Below are 17685 nucleotides of genomic sequence, written 5' to 3' on the forward strand. Positions count from 1 at the left end.
CACACACGTCGACCGGTACGCGGCGGCCGCTCTGACGGGCACGGATCCGGTGGCCGCCGAGAGCGCCCTGGAGCACCTGGCGGCCGCGCACCTGCTCACCGAAACGGCGCCCGGCCGGTGGGCGATGCACGACCTGGTGCGGCTCTACGCCCGCACCCTGGACGCCCACCCCGACACCCTCAAGCGCGTTCTCGACCACTACGTCGCCACGGCCATCGGGGCCGTGGCGGCGGCCGAACCCGGCTCGGAGGACTGTTTCCCGCTCCCGTCCGACTTTCTCGCGCCCGCTGCGGTGCGAAGGTTCGACGACCGCTCCGCCGCCGTGGCCTGGTTCGCCGCCGAGCGCGACAACCTCACCCAAGCGGTCGCCGCGGCCAACGCCGCCCGACTGCACGACAGGACCTGGCGCATCGTCATGACGATGTGGCCGCTGATCGTGTGGCGCGTGCGCGACGGCTGGGTCCCGCTCCTGCAGACCGCCCTCGCGGCCACGCGCGCCGCCGCCGACGAGCACGGCGAGGCCCGGCTGCTCAACGTCCTCGGCTGGGTTCTGACCGAGGAGGACCGCACCCCGGAAGCACTCGTCCACCTGGAGGCCGCGTCCACGCTCGCCGCCCGCGCCGGCGACGCGTTCGCCGAGGCCAACGCCCTGATCGTGCTGGCCATGGCCCAAGCTTCCCTGGGCGGCCTCGAAGAAGCCGCCCACAGCTGCGAACGCGCGGCCGACCTGGCCCGCCGGATCGGCGACCGCAGGATGGAACGCCTCGCCACACAACACCTCGCCCGCCACCAAGCCGACGCCGGACACTGGCACCAAGCCCTCGCCACCGCGACCCACGTCCTGGCCTTCGAGGACCGACCCGGGACAACCGACATCCCCCACATCCTGCTGCTCGTCATCAAGGGAGAAGCACTGCTCGGACTCGGGAAACAGGCCGAGGGCATCACCCAGCTCGACCTCGCCGCCCGGGAAGCCGAAGCGGCCGGCTACGACGACGGTGTGCTACGGGCACTCACCGCCCTCCTGCGGGCATCGGCGAACCCGGAAGTCCAGGCACGGTACGACGCGGCACTCACACGACTCACCACACGCACCTGAGCCCTGAAGACTGCCGGTCGTCGGCACCCACCGCGTCGATGGCGTCGTCGTCGGCGCGCCCGTCCTGCTCGAAAGGTCCGAACTCGTGAGGTGCGGGGGCGTGGCAGTCGAATCCCGGAACTGTTCGGGTGCCCGGCCGGCAGCTGCCGCACCACGCGCTCGCGTCACCCTCGCCGGGCCCCGGCGCCGTCACCGAAGCGGAGCACAACGGCCATACCCGAGCCCCCCTCCGGTCCGCCCGGACGGCCGCTCGAAGCCGTCGGCGGCGACTCGACGCCGCCGGAACCCCGCCGACTCCGGCCGGCGCCCGCCCCGGGAGCTTCACGAACCCATGCCGGCGCGCCGGCCTCGACACCCGGGGCGACCGGCGGAAATGACGGACAGCACTTCTGCTGGTGGAACTTCCTGGCCCGCGCACGCTGACCTGCGGTTGGCTGCAAACCCACCGCACAGCACGTTTCCGGCACCCGCCGGACGAAAGAGAGGCCGTCGATGAGAGTGCGATCCGGCATTGTGGCAATCCTGGCCGCCGTAAGCGCAAGCGTGGCCCTGGCGCCGTCGGCACAGGCCGCCGAACCCGTCCTCGACCGCGCCAATGTCGTGGTGAACGAGCAGACCGGGCGCTGCCTCGACTCGGACACCGACGGGAACGTCTACACCAAGGAGTGCCGCTCCGACAATCCCTACCAGCAGTGGGTGCCGTCGGATCGAAGTGGGTCGACGCGCGTGCGACTCCGCAACGTGCAGACGGGCCTGTGTCTGACGGCCGTCAACAGCACCTCGGTACGCACGATGGTATGCGCCTCGAACGGTTACTACCCCATGGAATGGGGACTGGTCGACAAGTCGGGCATGCAGGTCCTGGAGAACGGCAACTCCCCGACGATCCCGGTGGTCTTGGACTCGGACAAGGACGGCAAGGTCTATCTGCGGCCCGCCACCGAGCACAACCGCTACCAGAGCTGGCTCTTCTACCTGGCCTGATACCTCACCGTCCTCATCGCGGCGGCCCGGGAACGGCCCGGCCGCACACCACCCCGGAAAGGTCACTCATGAGAGCACGACTGGCCACGGCCGGCATCCTGGCAGCTCTGACGGTCGGTGTGTTCGCGGCTCCCGCGAGCGCCACGACCGACCCGAGGGACGGGTATCCGCAGAGCATCCGCAACGAACAGACCGGCCGCTGCCTGGACTCGGACTCGCAGGGCAAGGTCTACACGAAGCCCTGCACCAGCAACAATCCCTACCAGCAGTGGAACCCCACCAGCGTCAACCGCGTCAACCTCTGGACGTTCCGGAACGTGGCCACCGGGTTGTGCGTCACCCGCGTCAGCGACACGACGGTCCGTGCCATGATCTGCGCCGGCTCGGAGTACGCCCCCCAAACCTGGGATTTCAACACCGCCGCCCGTACCAACGCACTCCTCAACGTCTCCCTCGCCCTGGACTCGGACAGCGACGGGAACGTGTACCTGAGGCCCCAGACCCAGAACAACCGCTACCAGAGCTGGCTCTTCGGCTACATTCCCGCGACACCGGCCCGTTCGTAGCCGGGCGGGAAACGGGTCCACTCGACGACGGCCCTTCACAATGAGCCGCCTTGCCCTGACCACCCATCGATCCGGGCTAGTCGGGCTGGCGCGACGTGGCGCGAACCAGACCGCACCAGCCCTGGCACCAAAGCAGGCTCCTGGCTTGGGGAGGAGAAGGCGGTTGAGTACGAGGTACGGATCCACCGGCACCTCGGTGCTTCTTCACCTTCTCGGCCGGGCTGTCGGCCCGTCGGCCCGGCTCGACCTTGCCGCGGCCGCTCCGAGTCCTCAGGATCGGCCACCGCTCCGGCTTCCTGATCGACTCGGGGTGGGGCCGGGGCGTGCCGGGGCAGGCGGCGGCCGGTCAGGAAGTGAGGCGCTCAGAGGATGGGGACGCGAGTCGAGGGCGGGGTGGGGCGGCGGGGGTGTGATGGCCGGTAGGGCGGAGGGGCCACCAAAGGGCGCGGCCCAGGAGGGTGGCCAGGGCCGGGACCAGGGCGAGCGAGAGGACGACTGCGGAGAGGAGGATGCCGAGCGTCAGCGCGAAGGCGATCTGTGCGCTGCCGGGGGTGGTGGCCAGGGTGGCGAAGGAACCGGCCAGGACCAGGCCGGCGGTGGCGACGGCGGGCGTGGTGTGGCGGACGGCACGGGCAACAGCGGCGCGGGCCGGGCCGGGCCGGTGCATCTCCTCGCGGATCCGGTCGGTGATGAGGATGTTGTAGTCGGTGCCCAGCGCGACGACGAACAGGAACAGCACCAGCGGGAGGGTGAAGCTGACACCGGGCTCGTCCAGCACGTGCTGGAACAGCAGGGTGGCGGCGCCGAGGGTCGCGGCGAAGCCGAGCCCGACGGAGAGCATCAGGACCACCGGGGCGAGCAGGCTGCGCAGGAGCAGCAGCAGGATCAGGGCGATCAGGGCGGCGGCGACCGGGAAAACGACCGCCAGGTCGTGGTCCACGGCGACGGAGATGTCGGCGAAGATCGCCGCCGTACCGCCGACGTGGGCACTCGTCCCGGCGGGCGTGTGGGCGGCGACGGCGGCGCGGACCGGGCCGGAGGCCAGGTCGCGGGCCCGTGCGCTCTGCGGGTCGGCGGTGAGGAAGAGGTCGATCCGGGCGGCGCGGCGGTTCTCGTTCAGGACGGTGCCGCTGACCTGGCCGACGCCCTCGGTCTTGGCGAGGGCGCGGGAGAGGCCGTCGAGCCGGGCGGGGTCGAGGGTGCCGCCGTCCGTGGCGGTGACGTAGACGGTGGTCGGGTCGGACACGCCGGCCGGCAGGGCGCGCGCGATCTCCTTGGCGGTGGCTGCGGCCGCGGTCCCGGAGTCGCCGCCCTGGCCGTAGTCCATCCGTATCCCGGTCGTCCCGGCGGCGAGAGCGCCGAGCAGCGCGACCGAGCCGAGCAGGAGGACCATCGGACGACGGGCGACGAAGGCGCCGTAGCGGGCGGCCGCGCCCGCCCGCGGCTCCCGGTCCAGGCTGCGGGAGGGCCAGAACATCTTGCGACCGCAGGCGGCGAGCAGCGCCGGCATCAGGGTGAGACTGCCCAGCAGCATGACCAGGACGGCGACGGCGATCGCCGGGCCGAGCGAGCGGAACTGCCCGAAGCTCGCCACGCCCAGGGTGGCGAAGGCGGCCACGATGGTCAGCGCGGCCGAAGTGATCGCGGTGCCGACCCGGCCGGACACCTCGGCGGCCGTCTCGCGGGCGGGCCGGCCGGGCCGGGCGCGCAGTTGCTCGCGGAACCGGAAGAGCAGGAACAGCAGGTAGTCGACGCCGATGCCGAGCAGCACCACGGAGATCAGGCTCGGGGTGGAGACGTCCAGTCGCAGGCCGGTGAGCGCCGCGGCGCCGGCCACGGCTCCGGCGGCCACGCTGCCGATCACGGTGACGGCGAGCAGTGGCAGCACGGCCGCGAGCACGCTGCGGAACACCAGCACGTTGAGCAGGACGATCAGCACGGTGACCAGGCTGCTGCCGATCAGTGCGGCGACCCGGTTGTCGTCCGCGCTGTCGGCGGCTTCGGCCAGTGCGCCGGTGAACCCGGTGCGCATCCCGGCGGCGTCGAACTTCGCGCGGGCGGACTCCCGGAAGGCCCGGTAGACCTCCTGGACGCCCTCGTCCACGGCGCTGCCGGTGAGTTCGACGGAGAGCAACTCGAAGCTCCGGTCGGGTGCCGTCATCGCCGGGGCGATCCGGGGGGTCTGCGAGCGGTCGGGCTTGAGGAACGCCGGCTCGTCCTCCTCCCTCGGCATGGTGACCCGGCGCTTGCCAAGCTCCGCCGCCTCGGTCTCGATCCGCCGCTGGTCGCCGTCGGTGAGCGCCTTGCCGTCGCTCCGGGCGACCAGCACCGTGATCGTGGTGGCGTCGGGCTTCACCCCGAACTCCTCCTCGGCGATCCGCAGGGCGGCGGCCGAGTCGTAGCTCTTCGGCAGGAAGTCACCGGTCTGGGACTGGGTGACCCGGCCGAGCAGCATCGGGCCCAGCGCGCCCAGCGCCAGTCCCAGCACCGCCCAGAGGGCGATGACCTTCCAGGCGTGTCTGGTGGAGAATCCGGTCAGTGCGCGGATCACGGTGCCCTCCGGCTGATGGACGCGAACGTCGGCCTTGTCGCCGGGGGTTCCCGGCAGGCTTACAGACCATCAGGCGAAGGGGGCGCCGGGCGTCCGGACAGTGGACGATCAGGGACCGGGCCCCCGGTCCCCCGGCGGGCCGGAACCGGGACCGTGCTCCTGGTCCGCCCGGCCGCCCTCGGCCGGAGGGACCATCCGGGGCCGGGCGGGCCGATGCCAGAATGAGGCATCAACGCCGGCCGACCGGGAGGACGAGTATGGACGGGCGTCAACACCCCGGCGCGGCCGTGGACAAGGTCCCGCAGAACCGCGCGGACGGCCTGCCGTGGGCCCGGTCGGACGCGCTGATGGCCGTCGGAACCGGCTCACTGGACCTGCTCGCCCACCTGCTCGTCAGCGAGGTGACGGATACCCGTGGCGTCGGCGTGCCGGGCTTCGTCCTGCTCGTGCTGTCGGGCGTGCCGCTGCTCGCCCGGCGCCGCCACCCGGTGCGGGCGCTCGCCGCCGTCCTGGTGCTCCAGTCCGCGATCGACCTGTCGACCCCGATGGGCACCCACTTCGGCATCGTCCTGACGGTGGCGGTGTACTCGGTCGCCCGGAACCGCGCCTGGCCGGTCACCGCAGGCGCCGCCGCGGCTACGGCGCTGGTCACGATGCTGAGCCAGAGCGACTTCCCGGTGCCTTCCGCGGAGGCGGGCATCGCGGCCGTCGCTTCCACCGCGTTCGTGGCCGGCAGCGGCCTCACGGTCGCCCGCTGGCAGCGCCAGGTGGACACCAACCGCCGGCTGCTGGCCGACCGCGCGGTGGCCGAGGAGCGCCGCCGCATCGCCCGCGAGTTGCACGACATCGTGGCCCACCACATCACCACCATGCAGCTGATGGCCGGTGGCGCCCGCGCCAACCTCGCCCACCCGGACGTGGTGCGAGAGGCCCTGGTCACCCTGGAATCCTCCGGACGGCTGGCCCTGCGCGAGATGCGCCAGCTGCTGGACGTCCTGCGGACCGGTGACGAACCGGACGCCGCCCCGGCCTCGCCCCAGCCCGGGGCCGACGACCTCGGCCGGCTGGTGGACGAGTCCCGCCGGGCCGGGCTGCCGACCGCGTTCAGCGTGCACGGAACGCGTCGGCCGCTGCCGCCGACCGTCGGCCTGACGGTGTTCCGGATCGTTCAGGAGGGCCTGACCAACGCGCGCAAGTACGCGGGGCCGGCCAGCGCGTCCGTCGTGCTGGCCTACCGCGCGGACGGGATCACCGTCGAGGTGCGCGACGACGGCCGGGGCGTGCCGTCCCAGGACGCGAGGCACGAACCGGTGCGGAGCGGGTACGGCCTGATCGGCATGCGCGAGCGGGTCACCCTGCACGGCGGCACCCTGGAGGCGGGGCCGCGGCCGGAGGGCGGCTTCGCCGTGGTGGCCGAGCTGCCACTGGCGGCGGAGGAGACGGCTGAGGCGGCCGTCCAGAGCGGGGAGCCCACCGAGCGCGTCGGCGGCGGGCCGCGTGGGGAGGCGGTGTACCGGTGACGGCCGCGACGCCCGGGATCCGGGTCCTCATCGCGGACGACCAGCCGCTGGTCCGGCGCGGTCTGTCGCTGATCCTCTCCCCGGACCCCGCCTTCGAGGTGGTGGGCGAGGCGGAGGACGGGGCGCAGGCCGTCGCGCTCGCCCAGCGGCTGAGCCCCGACGTCGTGGTGATGGACATCCGGATGCCCGTCCTGGACGGGGTCGGCGCGACCGAGGAGCTGGCCCGCACGCTGCCCGGATGCCGGGTCCTGGCGCTGAGCACCTTCGACATGGACGAGTACGTGGTGGCCGCGCTGCGCGCCGGCGCGTACGGGTTCCTGCCCAAGGACGTCTCACCGGAGGACCTCGCCGCGGCGATCCGCACCGTCCACAACGGGGAGGCGGTGGTGGCCCCGCGCCTGCTGACCCGGTTGATCTCCGCCTACGTCCGGACACCGCACGGCGCGCCGCCACCGCCCGATGTCGTGGCGGGTGAGCTCACGCCCCGCGAGGTGGAGGTGTGGCGGCTGATGGCCACCGGCCTGGACAACCCCACGATCGCCCGGACCATGGGCATCAGCCACTCCACGGTGAAGAACCACATCACCAGCCTCTTCGACAAGCTCGACGTGCGCGACCGCGCCCAGGCGGTCATCGCGGCGTACGAGTCCGGCCTGGTCACCGCCCGTCCGGGGGGTGACCGGACCGGACGGAGGGGTTAGGCGAGCCCTTCTCGATCAGGCTGCGGCCAGCTCTGGACGTCCAAGCGGGTGGTGACCCGCATCTCCCACTCCGCCCAGTAGGGCAGAACGTGGTTCTTGATGCTGGAGGCGTCTCCCCGCAGGGTGCGCGACCACACGGGCGTTCCACCACCGGTCGTGCCAAAGTGACCCCAGCAAGGAGTGCACCAGACGCCGTCCCCGTGGTCAGGTTCAGGCTTCGGCGCTCACACGAGGGAAGCATTGATCCTTATCAGCGTCGATCGTTTGGGATGCCCCATTCAGACGGCACCTCGCTCAGGAAGCGGATGACGTACTCCCCGCTTACTTCGTTCCGGCCACCGGAAGCACGTACTCACCGGCGAGACGCGCCAAGTGCAGCGGGAGAGGCCGCGCGAGCGGCGGGTAGTCGTCGTGGTAACGCAGCTGGTGCGCGAGCGTCGCCCACTCCGCCGGCCGGTCGGGCGGGTCGCCCGCACGCCCCGAGTCCGTCAGCGCCTTCTCCGACAGACAGCCGAGCACGGTGATCTCCAGTTGCCCGGGGTTCCACGCGGTCTTCCCGGGCGCTGTCCGGCCCTGTGCCGTGGGCACCAGCTTCATGAGCCCCTTCGGCAGTTTCGCCACCGTGTGCGGCTTCGAGGCCGTACTCGCGAAGACACGGCCCTCCGTATCCGCCGTCCCCCACACACCCTCGGCGAAGCCGACCCCGTCCTCGGTGTCGTGGGCGTACCAGTCCGCCACTTCACCCCGGGCGTTGGCGTCCCGTACGAGCAGCACCCGCAGGTCGTGGCCGTAGAGCGTGTGCCGCTGGGCGGGTTCGGCCCCGAAGCCGAGCATGTCGCGGTCCAGTGCACCGTTGCGCAGGCCAGGCCAGCACTGGCGCAGATTTCCGGCGTCCGCCAGCAGCAGCGTCGGGCGGTCGCGGAGCTGGAAGAGCAGTGCCCGGATCTGCCGCTCGGCCTCCCGCTGCCTGTCCTGCTCCACGCCCGGGCGGGCAGCGGGCCGGGATCCTCCCGGGGCTGCCGAGTCATCGACGAGCTTCCCCGTGCCGGTCTCCTTCCCGCCGCTCGCCGCCGGTTCCCGTGCCTGGGAGAGCAGCAGCAACAGCCTCGGATACGGCACCCATTCGGCTCGTTCTGCGTCCCACCCCTCGATGACGCCCGGTCCGTCCCCGGGGCGCACCCGCACCGCCACCAGCCGGTGGACGGGGCATCGCGTGGGCCCTTTCCTGGTGTGGCGTACGAGCCAGAGCGCCGCGTACTGAAGGTCGCCCGGAATGCCGGCTCCCACCCGATGGGCGGGCGGGCTGATCGCGCCCAGCTGCCGGAAGGCGTCCAGCCAGGTCCACCTGGCCCGGTGTTCCAGAGCGCTGTCGGTGTCGTCGGGCGAGTTCACGAACTGGGTCAGCCGTCCCTGCCGTGCCCAGGCGATGCGCAGCGCGTGCTTGGGGTCGGAGTCCGGGACGGCGGCGAAGCGCTCCTTGCCGGCGATCTCCGTGATCACGACTCCGGCCCCGCCGAGGAGCGGGTCCGCCCGGTCCGCCACGAGCCCGCAGCGCCCTTCGATGGCCTCGGCCAGCCGGACGGCCCTGAGGCGCCCGCGGGCTCGGGTGGTCGGCAGGGCGTCGGCCAAGGGTCCCGCGGGCCGGGCCCGGACGCGGATGTCGACCCCCTCGCACTGCCACTGCCAGGTCTCCCCGTCGGCCGACGGCACTTGCTGCCCGGCGGGAAGACCAATGAGCTTGGGCAGCTCGGCGAGCAGCGCCGCACGGGTCTCCGGGGACTGCCAGAAGACGTCGATCTCCAGGGGGCGGCCGTTCAGTGCGCGTGTCAGCGCCGCCCGCCGTTGCAGAGCCAGCTGGGCGTCGCGGACGCCCGGGACGCGTCCGGCGCCGGAACGGGGCAGCAGGGAGGGTGTGTTGCTCCGGGAGACACGCGTGAGGTCGGGGACCCGGGTCAGCAGGGGGCGCAGCCCTTCCTCGACCCAGGCGTCCAGATCCGCCCGCTCCCGTGGCATCAGCCCGGGTCCGACCTCGTGCGGGCCGATCGACGGGTGGTAGACGATGCCGGCGGCCACGTCCCCGGAACCGTTGATCCAGCGTTCGGGGTCGGAGAAGAGCGCTTCGGGCCGGGGATAGTTGCGCACGATGTCCAGCTCGGGCACGAGCGGTGCGGGGCTGTGCCGGCGCCAGGCCAGTTCCTTCGATCGCCGGTCGTAACCCAGCGTGTTCACCATCAGCCGGTGGCCCCGGTCCGGCCCTTCCGGCCACGGCAGTGGAGCGTCGAGCAGGACGGTCGTACCGCCGAGCTGGTGGGGGCGTACGTCCAGTCGGGTGGCCCACCGGCGTACCTGGGTGGACACATGGACGCGGAACCGCGGGGCGAACGGCACGGTGTGGACGGTGATGGTGAGGCAGGCCGAGTAGTACCAGGTCTGCCGTCGGCGCTCGTATCGCTGAGGCGGCCAGGAGACAAGTCGCGCGCCGTCACCCGAGCTCTCGACGCGGAAGTGGAGTGTGGTGCCGCCCGTGCGGAACGTCCGGGCGGCCAGCCGGAAGGCGATCCACTCGGGCAGCAGGCTGTAGAGCCGCGCGGCGGGTTCGGCGGTTCCGCCCGCCGAGACCACGCTCTCGGCGAGGTCGACCGGTTCCGTCTCCCAGTGGGGCAGGCGTACCGTCTCGGCCGGGTCACCGGAGCGGAGCCTCTCCTCGAGATCGGCGCCCTCCGAGTCGTCGTCCTGCCGGTGCATTCCCGCCGCCCACGCTCCTACCACCGGGGCCAGCACGTCCGGCGGGACGGCTTCCCGCGCGTAGAGCCACGGCAGACGGCCATCCGTCCCGGCGTTGCGGCCGGTCGCGATGACGCCTGGCGCCATCGCCTGGAGCAGGGAGTTGAGCCTGCGCACGGGGAGCCGGTGGGGGTGGACGGAGTTCTTGTCCGCCTCGGCATGCATCCCGGTGAGCTCGGCGTGCAGGTCCTCGCCGAGCCGCAGCACTTTCATCTCCTCCCGCCAGGGTCCGTGGAGCGGGTCGGGTTCGTAGGCCGCGACGCGAATGTGGTGGTACACGGGATGACCTCCTGGGACAGGGGTTCGGCGCTTACGGGTGGGCAGGTTCGGCGGCGAGCAGGCGGGTGAGCATGCTGCGCAGTGGCGCGTACAGGGCGCGGACGATGAACTGCTCCTCCGCGGTCGTCGTGCCGCCGTCGAAATACGGGTCCAGGACGGCGAGGACGCTGTGCAGCAGACTGGATTCGGGGGTGTCGGGCCGCGCCGGTACGGCGCCGCGGTTGGGGGCGAAGGCGGCGTCGACGAAGACCACCCGGGCCGGTACGCCACCGCGTACCAGTCGCCCGATCACCTGCCACAACAGGACCAGCATGTCCCAGGTGACCTGCTCCCGTACGTCGTCGTCGAGACGGCTCCACGCCATAGAACGGGCGAGTACCTGGTACCAGTACGAACGGGCGAGGCGGCGGAACTCCTCCGCTCCTTCCTCGACGGTGGGTTTTCCCTGCACCAGGGTGGCGAAGTCACCACCGGTGACGGCGCGGACGACCCAGTCGTTGACGGCGTTGACGGCCAGGTGGAGGTCCTCTGGGTGCGGATGGGGCCGTGCCAGGAAGTAGACCGTGCCGATGGCCGCCTCGTCGCCCTGGTTGAGGATGTTGTGGCCGCGTTCCAGCGCGAGTAGGGGCGCCACCAGGATGTCCGCCTTGAGGTCCTTCAGGTGCTCGACGTCGCCCCGGCGCAGTGATCGGGCGTGGTAGGCGGACGGCGCCTCGTCCTCCGCGGTGATCTCCTCGTCGTCCGACACCAGGCACAGCACCTTGTTGCGCCAGCGGACGTTGAGGTTGTGCAGTGTGTCGGCCACCACACGTGCCTCGGCATAGCTGCCGACCAGCAAAAGGATCTGGTCGCGCCCTGGAGGAAGAGAGAGCAACTCCTGCTGGAGCGGACCACCGCCGGTGACCTCGTACTCGTCTCCACCCTCACCTAGATGGCACGCGATGCGGCGCAGCTTCTCCGGGCGGTCGTCCGGGTGGGTTCCCGACATGCGCAGTTTCTCGTCGCCGTCGTCGATGAACTCGAAGCGCATGGAGCTCTCGTTGGCGATGCGTTCGGTCACCTCGGCCGGCGGTTCGATGACCACACCGACCGGGACGCAGACGTGGTAGCGGCTGGACGCGCCCGCCCAGCTGCTGCCCGACATGAGCAGCAAGTGGGCACCGGGCCTGCCGTCTACGGAGGTGAGATCGGGGATGGCGCGCAGCAGTTCACGTCCGACGCCGCTGCACCGGAAGAAGGTCAGTTCGCCGCTGCGGACTCCGCCCTTGTCCTCACCCGGGACCCGGAACTGGAAGCCGAGCACATTGCCCATCGGGGCCTCGGGCACCATCGGGCCGTAGTCGAGCGGCCGACGGTACATCGTGTTGAAGCCCAGGCTGAGGGCGGCCTCGACACGGGGCCACATGGCGTTGATCATGGCGAGCCGTGGTTCCAGGGCGCTGAGCAACAGTGTGAACTCGAAGCGCTCCGCGAGTTGCTTCCGCCATTCCTCGGGAGTCTGGGGCGGAGGCTTGGGCTTCCTGCGGCGCCCGCGCTTCTTCTTCTGTTCCTCCTCCTCGCGCCGCCACTTGTCGTACGCCTCTTGGTACTTCCGCTGCCGGGCAGCCATGTATGTCGGGTCGATGGCGAAGACCTCGTCCATGACCTCGGTGAGGCGGCGCCGGGTGTTCTCCGGGTTTCCGGTGTGGAGCAGTTCGTTGAGGAGGGCGGTCAGCCGGCTGAAGTCCTCCTCCGTCCTGCGGTGACGGTCACCGAAGGGGTTGTCCCGGAACGCGTCGAGCAGTCTCCCGAGAGCCTCGCGGGGGGCGTGATGGGGGTGCTCCCGACCGCTGTCGTCAGGGAGTTCGTAGCGTTCGTCGAGAAGCCCCAGCTGGAGCGTCCAGGCGCTGAAGTAGCCCGTCCGCACCCACTTGCGCAGCTCGTACCCGGCGACGAGCATCGCGTACAGCCGGTCGGTGGCCGCGCCTGCGGTGTTGAGGGCGGCGGCGAAGGTCTCGACGTCCCGTTCGGAGAGCTGGGTGCGTCCGCCGGCCGCGAGTTCCCGGATCTTGTGCCGGCTCAGCTGGTCGATGAGGCCCTTGTCCTCGTCGCTGGCAAGGACGACGGCGGGTGCGAAAGTCCGGTCGAGCTGCATCTGGACACGGTCGGCCTCGTCGATGATCACGAGGTCACTACGGCGGCAGGCGAGTTCGAGGAAGCGGATGCGCTCGCCGTTCTGAGGGCGGGGCGGCGAGGCGTCGATCAGCCCGGCCGGCGTGGCCACCCAGATCAGGGCGCCGACCAGGGTCCGAGCTCCGTGGTGACGGGGACAGGCGGACCAGTACGGGCAGCTCGTCACCCTCTTCTGCCACGCGGAGTGCCGTCCGTCGCTCGGGTCACGCCGCGGGGCCGAGGGGGGTCGGAGCCGGGAGCAGGGTGCCTCACCGTAGGCGAGTGGTTCGGTCGTCGACGTGGCGCCCTGCCGTCTGACGTTGAGCAGGCAGGACGTGCCGAGGTAGGCGAATGCGGGGTCGTCGTGGGCGAGCAGTCGGTGCTCGCCCCGGCCCGCCAGCCGACGGTGCAACCGCTGGGCGTGCCGCTCACGGCCCGAGGAGCCGAGCACGGGTGCGGCGGCGCCGTCGGTGTAGAGGTCGTAGAGCCGGACGAGCTTCAGCACCTCCGCGACATCGGTGACGACGATGGTGGTGCGCTTGCCTAGCTTGGCGAGATGGACGGCGATGATGTCGCGCAGTGTGCTCTTGCCGGCGCCGACGATGCCGAGCAGGTGCTGGATGCCATCGACCGTGAAGGCGAAGTTCTCGTCCTTCCTCGCTTTGTGGAAGGTTCCGTTCTCCTTGGTGGACAGGTCGAACGACCGTAGCCGCTCCAGCCACCGTGGTGCCCGGCCCTTGCCGGAGCGAGCGTGTTGGGCGTCCATCTCCGCCGCCGTGCGCTCCAGGTCCTCCCTGGTGAAGATCAAGGGCTCGCCGCCGCCGGCCGGTTCCAGGTCCATGTCGTGGGCGACGAGGGGGATGCGGGGGACCGCCGGCAGGTCGACGACGGCCATGGTGCGACTGACGGGGAAGGCGTGCGGGCCCTGACCCGCGACCGGCAGGCGCCTGCCCGCCAGCGGCGGTGCGGCACGCAGCAGTTGCTCGTAGACGGAGAAGCGGTCGCCGGCGACGGAGAGGTCGCGGCGGGCAGCGGGCGTCTCGGCGTCCGGTACGTCGTAGGCGCGCACCCTGGGGTCGAACCTCTGGTAGGTGTCCAGCGCCTCGAGCCAGGTGCGGCTCCGGCGCAGCGTCCACAGCGAGTACCTGGCGATACGCAGGGTCTTCGCCGCATCGGATGGCAGCGGTGCCCGGTGCGCCTCGGCGAACCCGTACCCGCTGAACAGCACCCAGGCGCTGCCCGCGGGGCTGCCCGGCATCATCTTCTGCTGGAGGTACAGGCCGAGTTCGACCTGGCAGAGGGCTTCCAGCGCGGGCTGGGGCACGGAGGCCCCCAGAAATGCCTTGAGCGCGTTGAACACGTCGGTCAAGGGCGGGGTGAGGCTACGCATCGTCCTTCTCCTCTCGTCGGGTCTGTCCCAGGTCGGGCACGAGGTCCATGGGGGTGGTAAGCACCAGCCGGTCCCGCAGGAGCGCGGGAAGGGCGTCGGTGAAGGCCTGCCGGTAGCCGTCCCGTCCGGCGAGCGCGTCGGGGACCACGACGAGGGTGCGGTCCGCGGGGGGTGTGTTGGCGGTGAGATGGGCTGCGAGGAGCGCCGGCTGCAGGCGGTCGTACACCTGGATGTCCACGATGCGGGGGCCGGTGTCCCAGAGCCGGTAGGCGGGCAGAAGACCGGGCAGAGTCTCGTACGCGACTTCGGCGCGCTCCAGTGCCTCCCGGGCGGCTTCGTCGGTGCGGTGCGGCAGTACGAGGTACCAGCGCAGCGAGCGCTGCAGGATCCACGCCTGGTCCGGCTCACGGATGAGCCGCGGAGGGGCGTCGTGCGGGCAGTCCTCCCCCTCGCACCAGAGTTCCGCGCCGGTGCCGGACGGTCCGGGTACGGGTACGGGCACGGCACTGTCACGGGGCAGCGCGGGGAGCCTGCACGAGGGGCAGTACAGGAAGTCTCCGTCGACGAGCAGGAACTCGGGCAACGGACCGTAGAGGTTCTTGACCCGGCTCCAGACCGCCCTGTTCCAACCAGGCGCGAAGCGGTCCTGCTGGTGGACGACCGGGTGACGCGCCAGGAACGCCCGGCACTGCCGGTAGTGCTCTTCCGTTCCGCTCCGCGCGTGCAGGTCCCCGAGGAGCGCGCGGGCGTGTGCCGCCACGCCTCCACCCGGTCCGTGCGAGGCCACCTCGAGACACGACCGGGTCGGCATCCGGCCGACCCGGTGCACCAGCGTGGTGCCCGGCGAGACCAGGGAGGAGGGGACCGCGAAGAGTGAGTCGTCGGACGGCCTGGTCCGGCACCACTCCCACAGCTCCGGAAGACTCCTCGGCGGCGACTCCCCCGCATCGAGGCAGCGCATCACCGTGCGATCCAGTGCCCGCTGGGCGAGGCGGGGATAGGGCAGGGTGAAGGAGCGGAGCCCTTGGACCTCGGAGAGAGCCGCCACCATGCGGGCGAGTTCGCCGAAGAGGTCGCTGCCCACGCCCTCGGGCGCCTCACCGGCGTCCGGCCGATCGGTCCGGCCGGCCGACCCCGCCCTCATGCCGCGGCCTCGCTGACGGACGACGCCGTGCACCAGCGGGCCACTTCGCACCGCTCGCAGGAGCGTCCGGGCCGGGCCGCGTACTGGTCGTCCCCGTGCCAGTCGGCCACCATCGCCCGCAGTACCTTCTCGGCGGTGACCCGATTGGCCGGGGCGAAGGGATCGATGATCTCCAGGTCGGCGCCGCCGGGGCGCAGCATCTCCAGCTCGACTCGCGCGCGGAACGGATCACCGCCCAGGTCACCGCGGGCGATCAGCACGACGGCCAGGGCCAACTGCGGATAACGCTCCAGCAGGGGGCGGTCGGACCGCCGATCGGTGACGGAGGTCTTGGTCTCGCGCCACACCCATGACCCGGCATCCCGGTAGAGCAGGTCGGGCGCGGCCAGGACCACCACGTCGGCGGCTGTGTCGTGCCGCACCACCCGGGGCTCGGTCCGCACATCCGTACCGTCCCCGACGTACCGCAGCGGACAGACCGCGGCGTGCCGCCGCAACAGCAGGGCGCCGAGTGCGCGTTCGTGCGCGGGCAGGTCGAATCCCTCCGGTACCCACTCCTCGGGAACCTCGACCGTGCAGGGCCGAGGCGATCCGTGGGCGTGCCGTTCGGCGAGGTAGGCGTGCAGCGCCCGGCCGCGCTCGGCCGTCACCTCGCGCTCGACGGAATCCGCCGTGGGCAGGTGCAGCCGGCGCATATGGTCACGCGCCGGGCAGGCTCGGTAAACCCGCCCGTTGGTGACCGACCAGGTGCGGCGGGGCCGGTCGTGCGCCTCGATGCCCAGCAGTCCGGGCGCTGTGCGCAGGGCCGGGCACACCGACAGGTAGGGACATCCGCCACAGGCGGACCCCGGGCGGTATTCCCGTCCGTCCAGTACGCCGGCCAAGGCGGCGGGGCCGTGTTCGCGGTACCGGGCGCGCGCCTCTTCCCGGCTTCCCGCGAAGAGTTCCCGCGTACGGCCGTCGAAGAGCGCGAACTCCACGATCCGTACGTGCTCCGGCGGTGGTCCGGGGGCGCCCTCGGCCAGCACCAGGGCGACGGCCGCGGTGAACCCGTCGGGCGGCAGGTCCCGCAGGCGGTGCACGGGCAGACGAAGCTCGCGGTAGGCACCGTCGGGGGAGGCCAGGCAGCGGCCCCACACGGTGAGGCGGTACTCCTGGGCGTCGCGCGGGTCGGGACCGGACGGCCGGTAGCGGTACGTCCACGGCTCGGGCACCTCGTGCAGGGGGCGTTCCGGGTCGAGGGGGAAGGCCGCCTCGTACAACGTCACGCCGTGCTCCGACCAGGTCCGCAGACCGTCGTGCAAGGGCCCGGTACGTGTCCGGGGCGGATGGCCGGCAGGCCCCGAACGGATGTCGCAGGCAGCCATGAAGGGGCCCAGAGCGAAGTGCTCCAACCGCTCACGGCGCCGCGGTACGGGGTCGGTGGTGTGGTAGCCGCGGGCCTTGAGAGCGTCAGCGGCGGGGCATCGGAACTCTCCCCCCTTGAACATTCCGGCGGATACCGTGATGACGTCGGACGTGCGGGTCACCCCGTCGGGGGGCAGCCATGGCTGTGACATTTCGTGCTCCGTTTCCGTACGGAGGAAAGGTGGATGGCCGTGAGGGAGATCGAGGAGGTCGGCGATGTGGAGAGGCGCTACGAAGTGCTGGAAATGGTCGGTGACGGCGGCCAAGGCGACCTTTTCCTCGGGCGTGACCGCAACAACGGGCAGAAGGTGGCGTTGAAGCTTCAGAAGGCCCGGGACCTCGGACCCGAGAGCGATTTCCACTGGGCCGGCGATGAACTCCTCAAAGAGGGATCACGCATGATGATGCTGACGGGAATCCAGGCGATTCCCGAAGTCATCGCCACGGGGACACACCGGCGACGCCGGTGCCTGGTCATGGAATTTGTCGAAGGGCACCAACTGCAGAAGGTCCTGTCGGCGGCCCTGCCCGTTAAGGATCCTGGGACCGTTGCGGCCGTCATCGGCCAACTGTGCGAAATCCTGGCAGAAGTCCACGACCGGAATCTGGTGCACTGCGATCTCAAGCCCGAGAACGTCATCGTGCAGCCGGACGGCCGTCTCCGGCTCATTGACATGGGCCACGCGGTCGTGGCGGATCAGGGGACGAAATACGCACGCGGCACGCGCGGCTGGGCCTCCCCCGAGCAGTCCGACGCGTGCCCGTCAGGTCTGACGCGGCAAGCGGACATCTTCGCACTCGGCTGCATCCTGCTGGAGATGACCGTGATGCGCCTGCCCTACGGTGGACAGGACGAGCGGGCGGAAGAGGGCACCCCGGTGCTGCCGGCCGATCGACTCGCCAAACTACCCCCGGAGTTCGCCTCCCTGGCGCTGTGGATGGTCCGGTGGAAGGCGACAGAGCGCCCCGCGGATGTCCGTGAAGTGTTCGATCGGCTCCGCTGCCACCTACCCCAGCTCGGCTCGCAACGGCCATCGAAGCCCCTGCGCCCGGACCCGACCGAGTACTACCGCACGCATCCGCCCCGGCTTCGACGGTGAGCCGACGGC

General features: G+C 71.4%; 11 protein-coding genes and 1 pseudogene. 6 read left to right on the forward strand and 6 right to left on the reverse strand.

Features of this window, described 5'->3' with window-relative positions; all coding sequences use genetic code 11:
• From H5J33_RS01185 to H5J33_RS01195, 3 genes and pseudogenes are all read left to right on the forward strand, one after another.
• Nucleotides 1–1099: pseudogene (locus H5J33_RS01185) on the forward strand (AfsR family transcriptional regulator); the annotation flags it as partial.
• A gap of 543 nt (nucleotides 1100–1642) precedes the next feature.
• A complete protein-coding gene (locus H5J33_RS01190) occupies nucleotides 1643–2083 on the forward strand; it encodes an RICIN domain-containing protein (protein WP_181792845.1) in 441 nt (146 codons plus the stop codon).
• A 68-nt stretch (nucleotides 2084–2151) separates the two neighbouring features.
• Nucleotides 2152–2649, forward strand: a complete 498-nt coding sequence (locus H5J33_RS01195; protein ID WP_181792847.1) for an RICIN domain-containing protein — start codon at nucleotides 2152–2154, stop codon at nucleotides 2647–2649.
• A gap of 346 nt (nucleotides 2650–2995) precedes the next feature.
• On the opposite strand, the gene H5J33_RS01200 is transcribed toward H5J33_RS01195, so the two are convergent.
• Nucleotides 2996–5200, reverse strand: a complete 2205-nt coding sequence (locus H5J33_RS01200; protein ID WP_181792849.1) for an MMPL family transporter — start codon at nucleotides 5198–5200, stop codon at nucleotides 2996–2998.
• A gap of 257 nt (nucleotides 5201–5457) precedes the next feature.
• Between H5J33_RS01200 and H5J33_RS01205 the strand changes: the two genes are divergently transcribed.
• Both H5J33_RS01205 and H5J33_RS01210 read left to right on the forward strand, forming a co-directional pair.
• Complete coding sequence (locus tag H5J33_RS01205) at nucleotides 5458–6720, forward strand: sensor histidine kinase (RefSeq protein WP_181792851.1); 1263 nt, start codon at nucleotides 5458–5460, stop codon at nucleotides 6718–6720.
• Complete coding sequence (locus H5J33_RS01210) at nucleotides 6717–7421, forward strand: response regulator transcription factor (RefSeq protein ID WP_181792853.1); 705 nt, start codon at nucleotides 6717–6719, stop codon at nucleotides 7419–7421. Before H5J33_RS01205 ends, H5J33_RS01210 begins: the two co-directional genes overlap by 4 nt.
• Here the strand turns inward: H5J33_RS01210 and H5J33_RS01215 are convergent.
• The 5 genes from H5J33_RS01215 to H5J33_RS01235 all read right to left on the reverse strand — a co-directional run bounded on the left by H5J33_RS01215 (nucleotide 7418) and on the right by H5J33_RS01235 (nucleotide 16437).
• Nucleotides 7418–7558 carry a hypothetical protein gene (locus H5J33_RS01215; protein WP_258564796.1) on the reverse strand — a complete coding sequence of 47 codons (141 nt, stop codon included), beginning with the start codon at nucleotides 7556–7558 and terminating at the stop codon, nucleotides 7418–7420. The two genes, H5J33_RS01210 and H5J33_RS01215, sit on opposite strands and share 4 nt — an antisense overlap.
• A gap of 184 nt (nucleotides 7559–7742) precedes the next feature.
• On the reverse strand, nucleotides 7743–10484 hold the full coding sequence (locus H5J33_RS01220; RefSeq protein ID WP_181792855.1) for a pPIWI_RE module domain-containing protein: 2742 nt from the start codon (nucleotides 10482–10484) through the stop codon (nucleotides 7743–7745).
• A gap of 31 nt (nucleotides 10485–10515) precedes the next feature.
• On the reverse strand, nucleotides 10516–14025 hold the full coding sequence (locus H5J33_RS01225) for a hypothetical protein (protein WP_181792857.1): 3510 nt from the start codon (nucleotides 14023–14025) through the stop codon (nucleotides 10516–10518).
• Nucleotides 14018–15109, reverse strand: coding sequence for a hypothetical protein (locus H5J33_RS01230; RefSeq protein WP_181792859.1), 1092 nt, complete (start codon nucleotides 15107–15109; stop codon nucleotides 14018–14020). Before H5J33_RS01230 ends, H5J33_RS01225 begins: the two co-directional genes overlap by 8 nt.
• 56 nt (nucleotides 15110–15165) lie before the next feature.
• Nucleotides 15166–16437: a PD-(D/E)XK nuclease family protein gene (locus H5J33_RS01235; RefSeq protein ID WP_309485286.1), complete on the reverse strand. Its 1272-nt coding sequence runs from the start codon at nucleotides 16435–16437 to the stop codon at nucleotides 15166–15168.
• A gap of 330 nt (nucleotides 16438–16767) precedes the next feature.
• Here H5J33_RS01235 and H5J33_RS01240 point away from each other — a divergent pair, with 330 nt between their 5' ends.
• Complete coding sequence (locus H5J33_RS01240; RefSeq protein WP_181792862.1) at nucleotides 16768–17676, forward strand: serine/threonine-protein kinase; 909 nt, start codon at nucleotides 16768–16770, stop codon at nucleotides 17674–17676.
• The last annotated feature ends 9 nt before the right edge of the window (nucleotides 17677–17685 follow it).

Source organism: Streptomyces sp. WELS2, assembly GCF_013870595.1.
GTDB lineage: Bacteria > Actinomycetota > Actinomycetes > Streptomycetales > Streptomycetaceae > Streptomyces.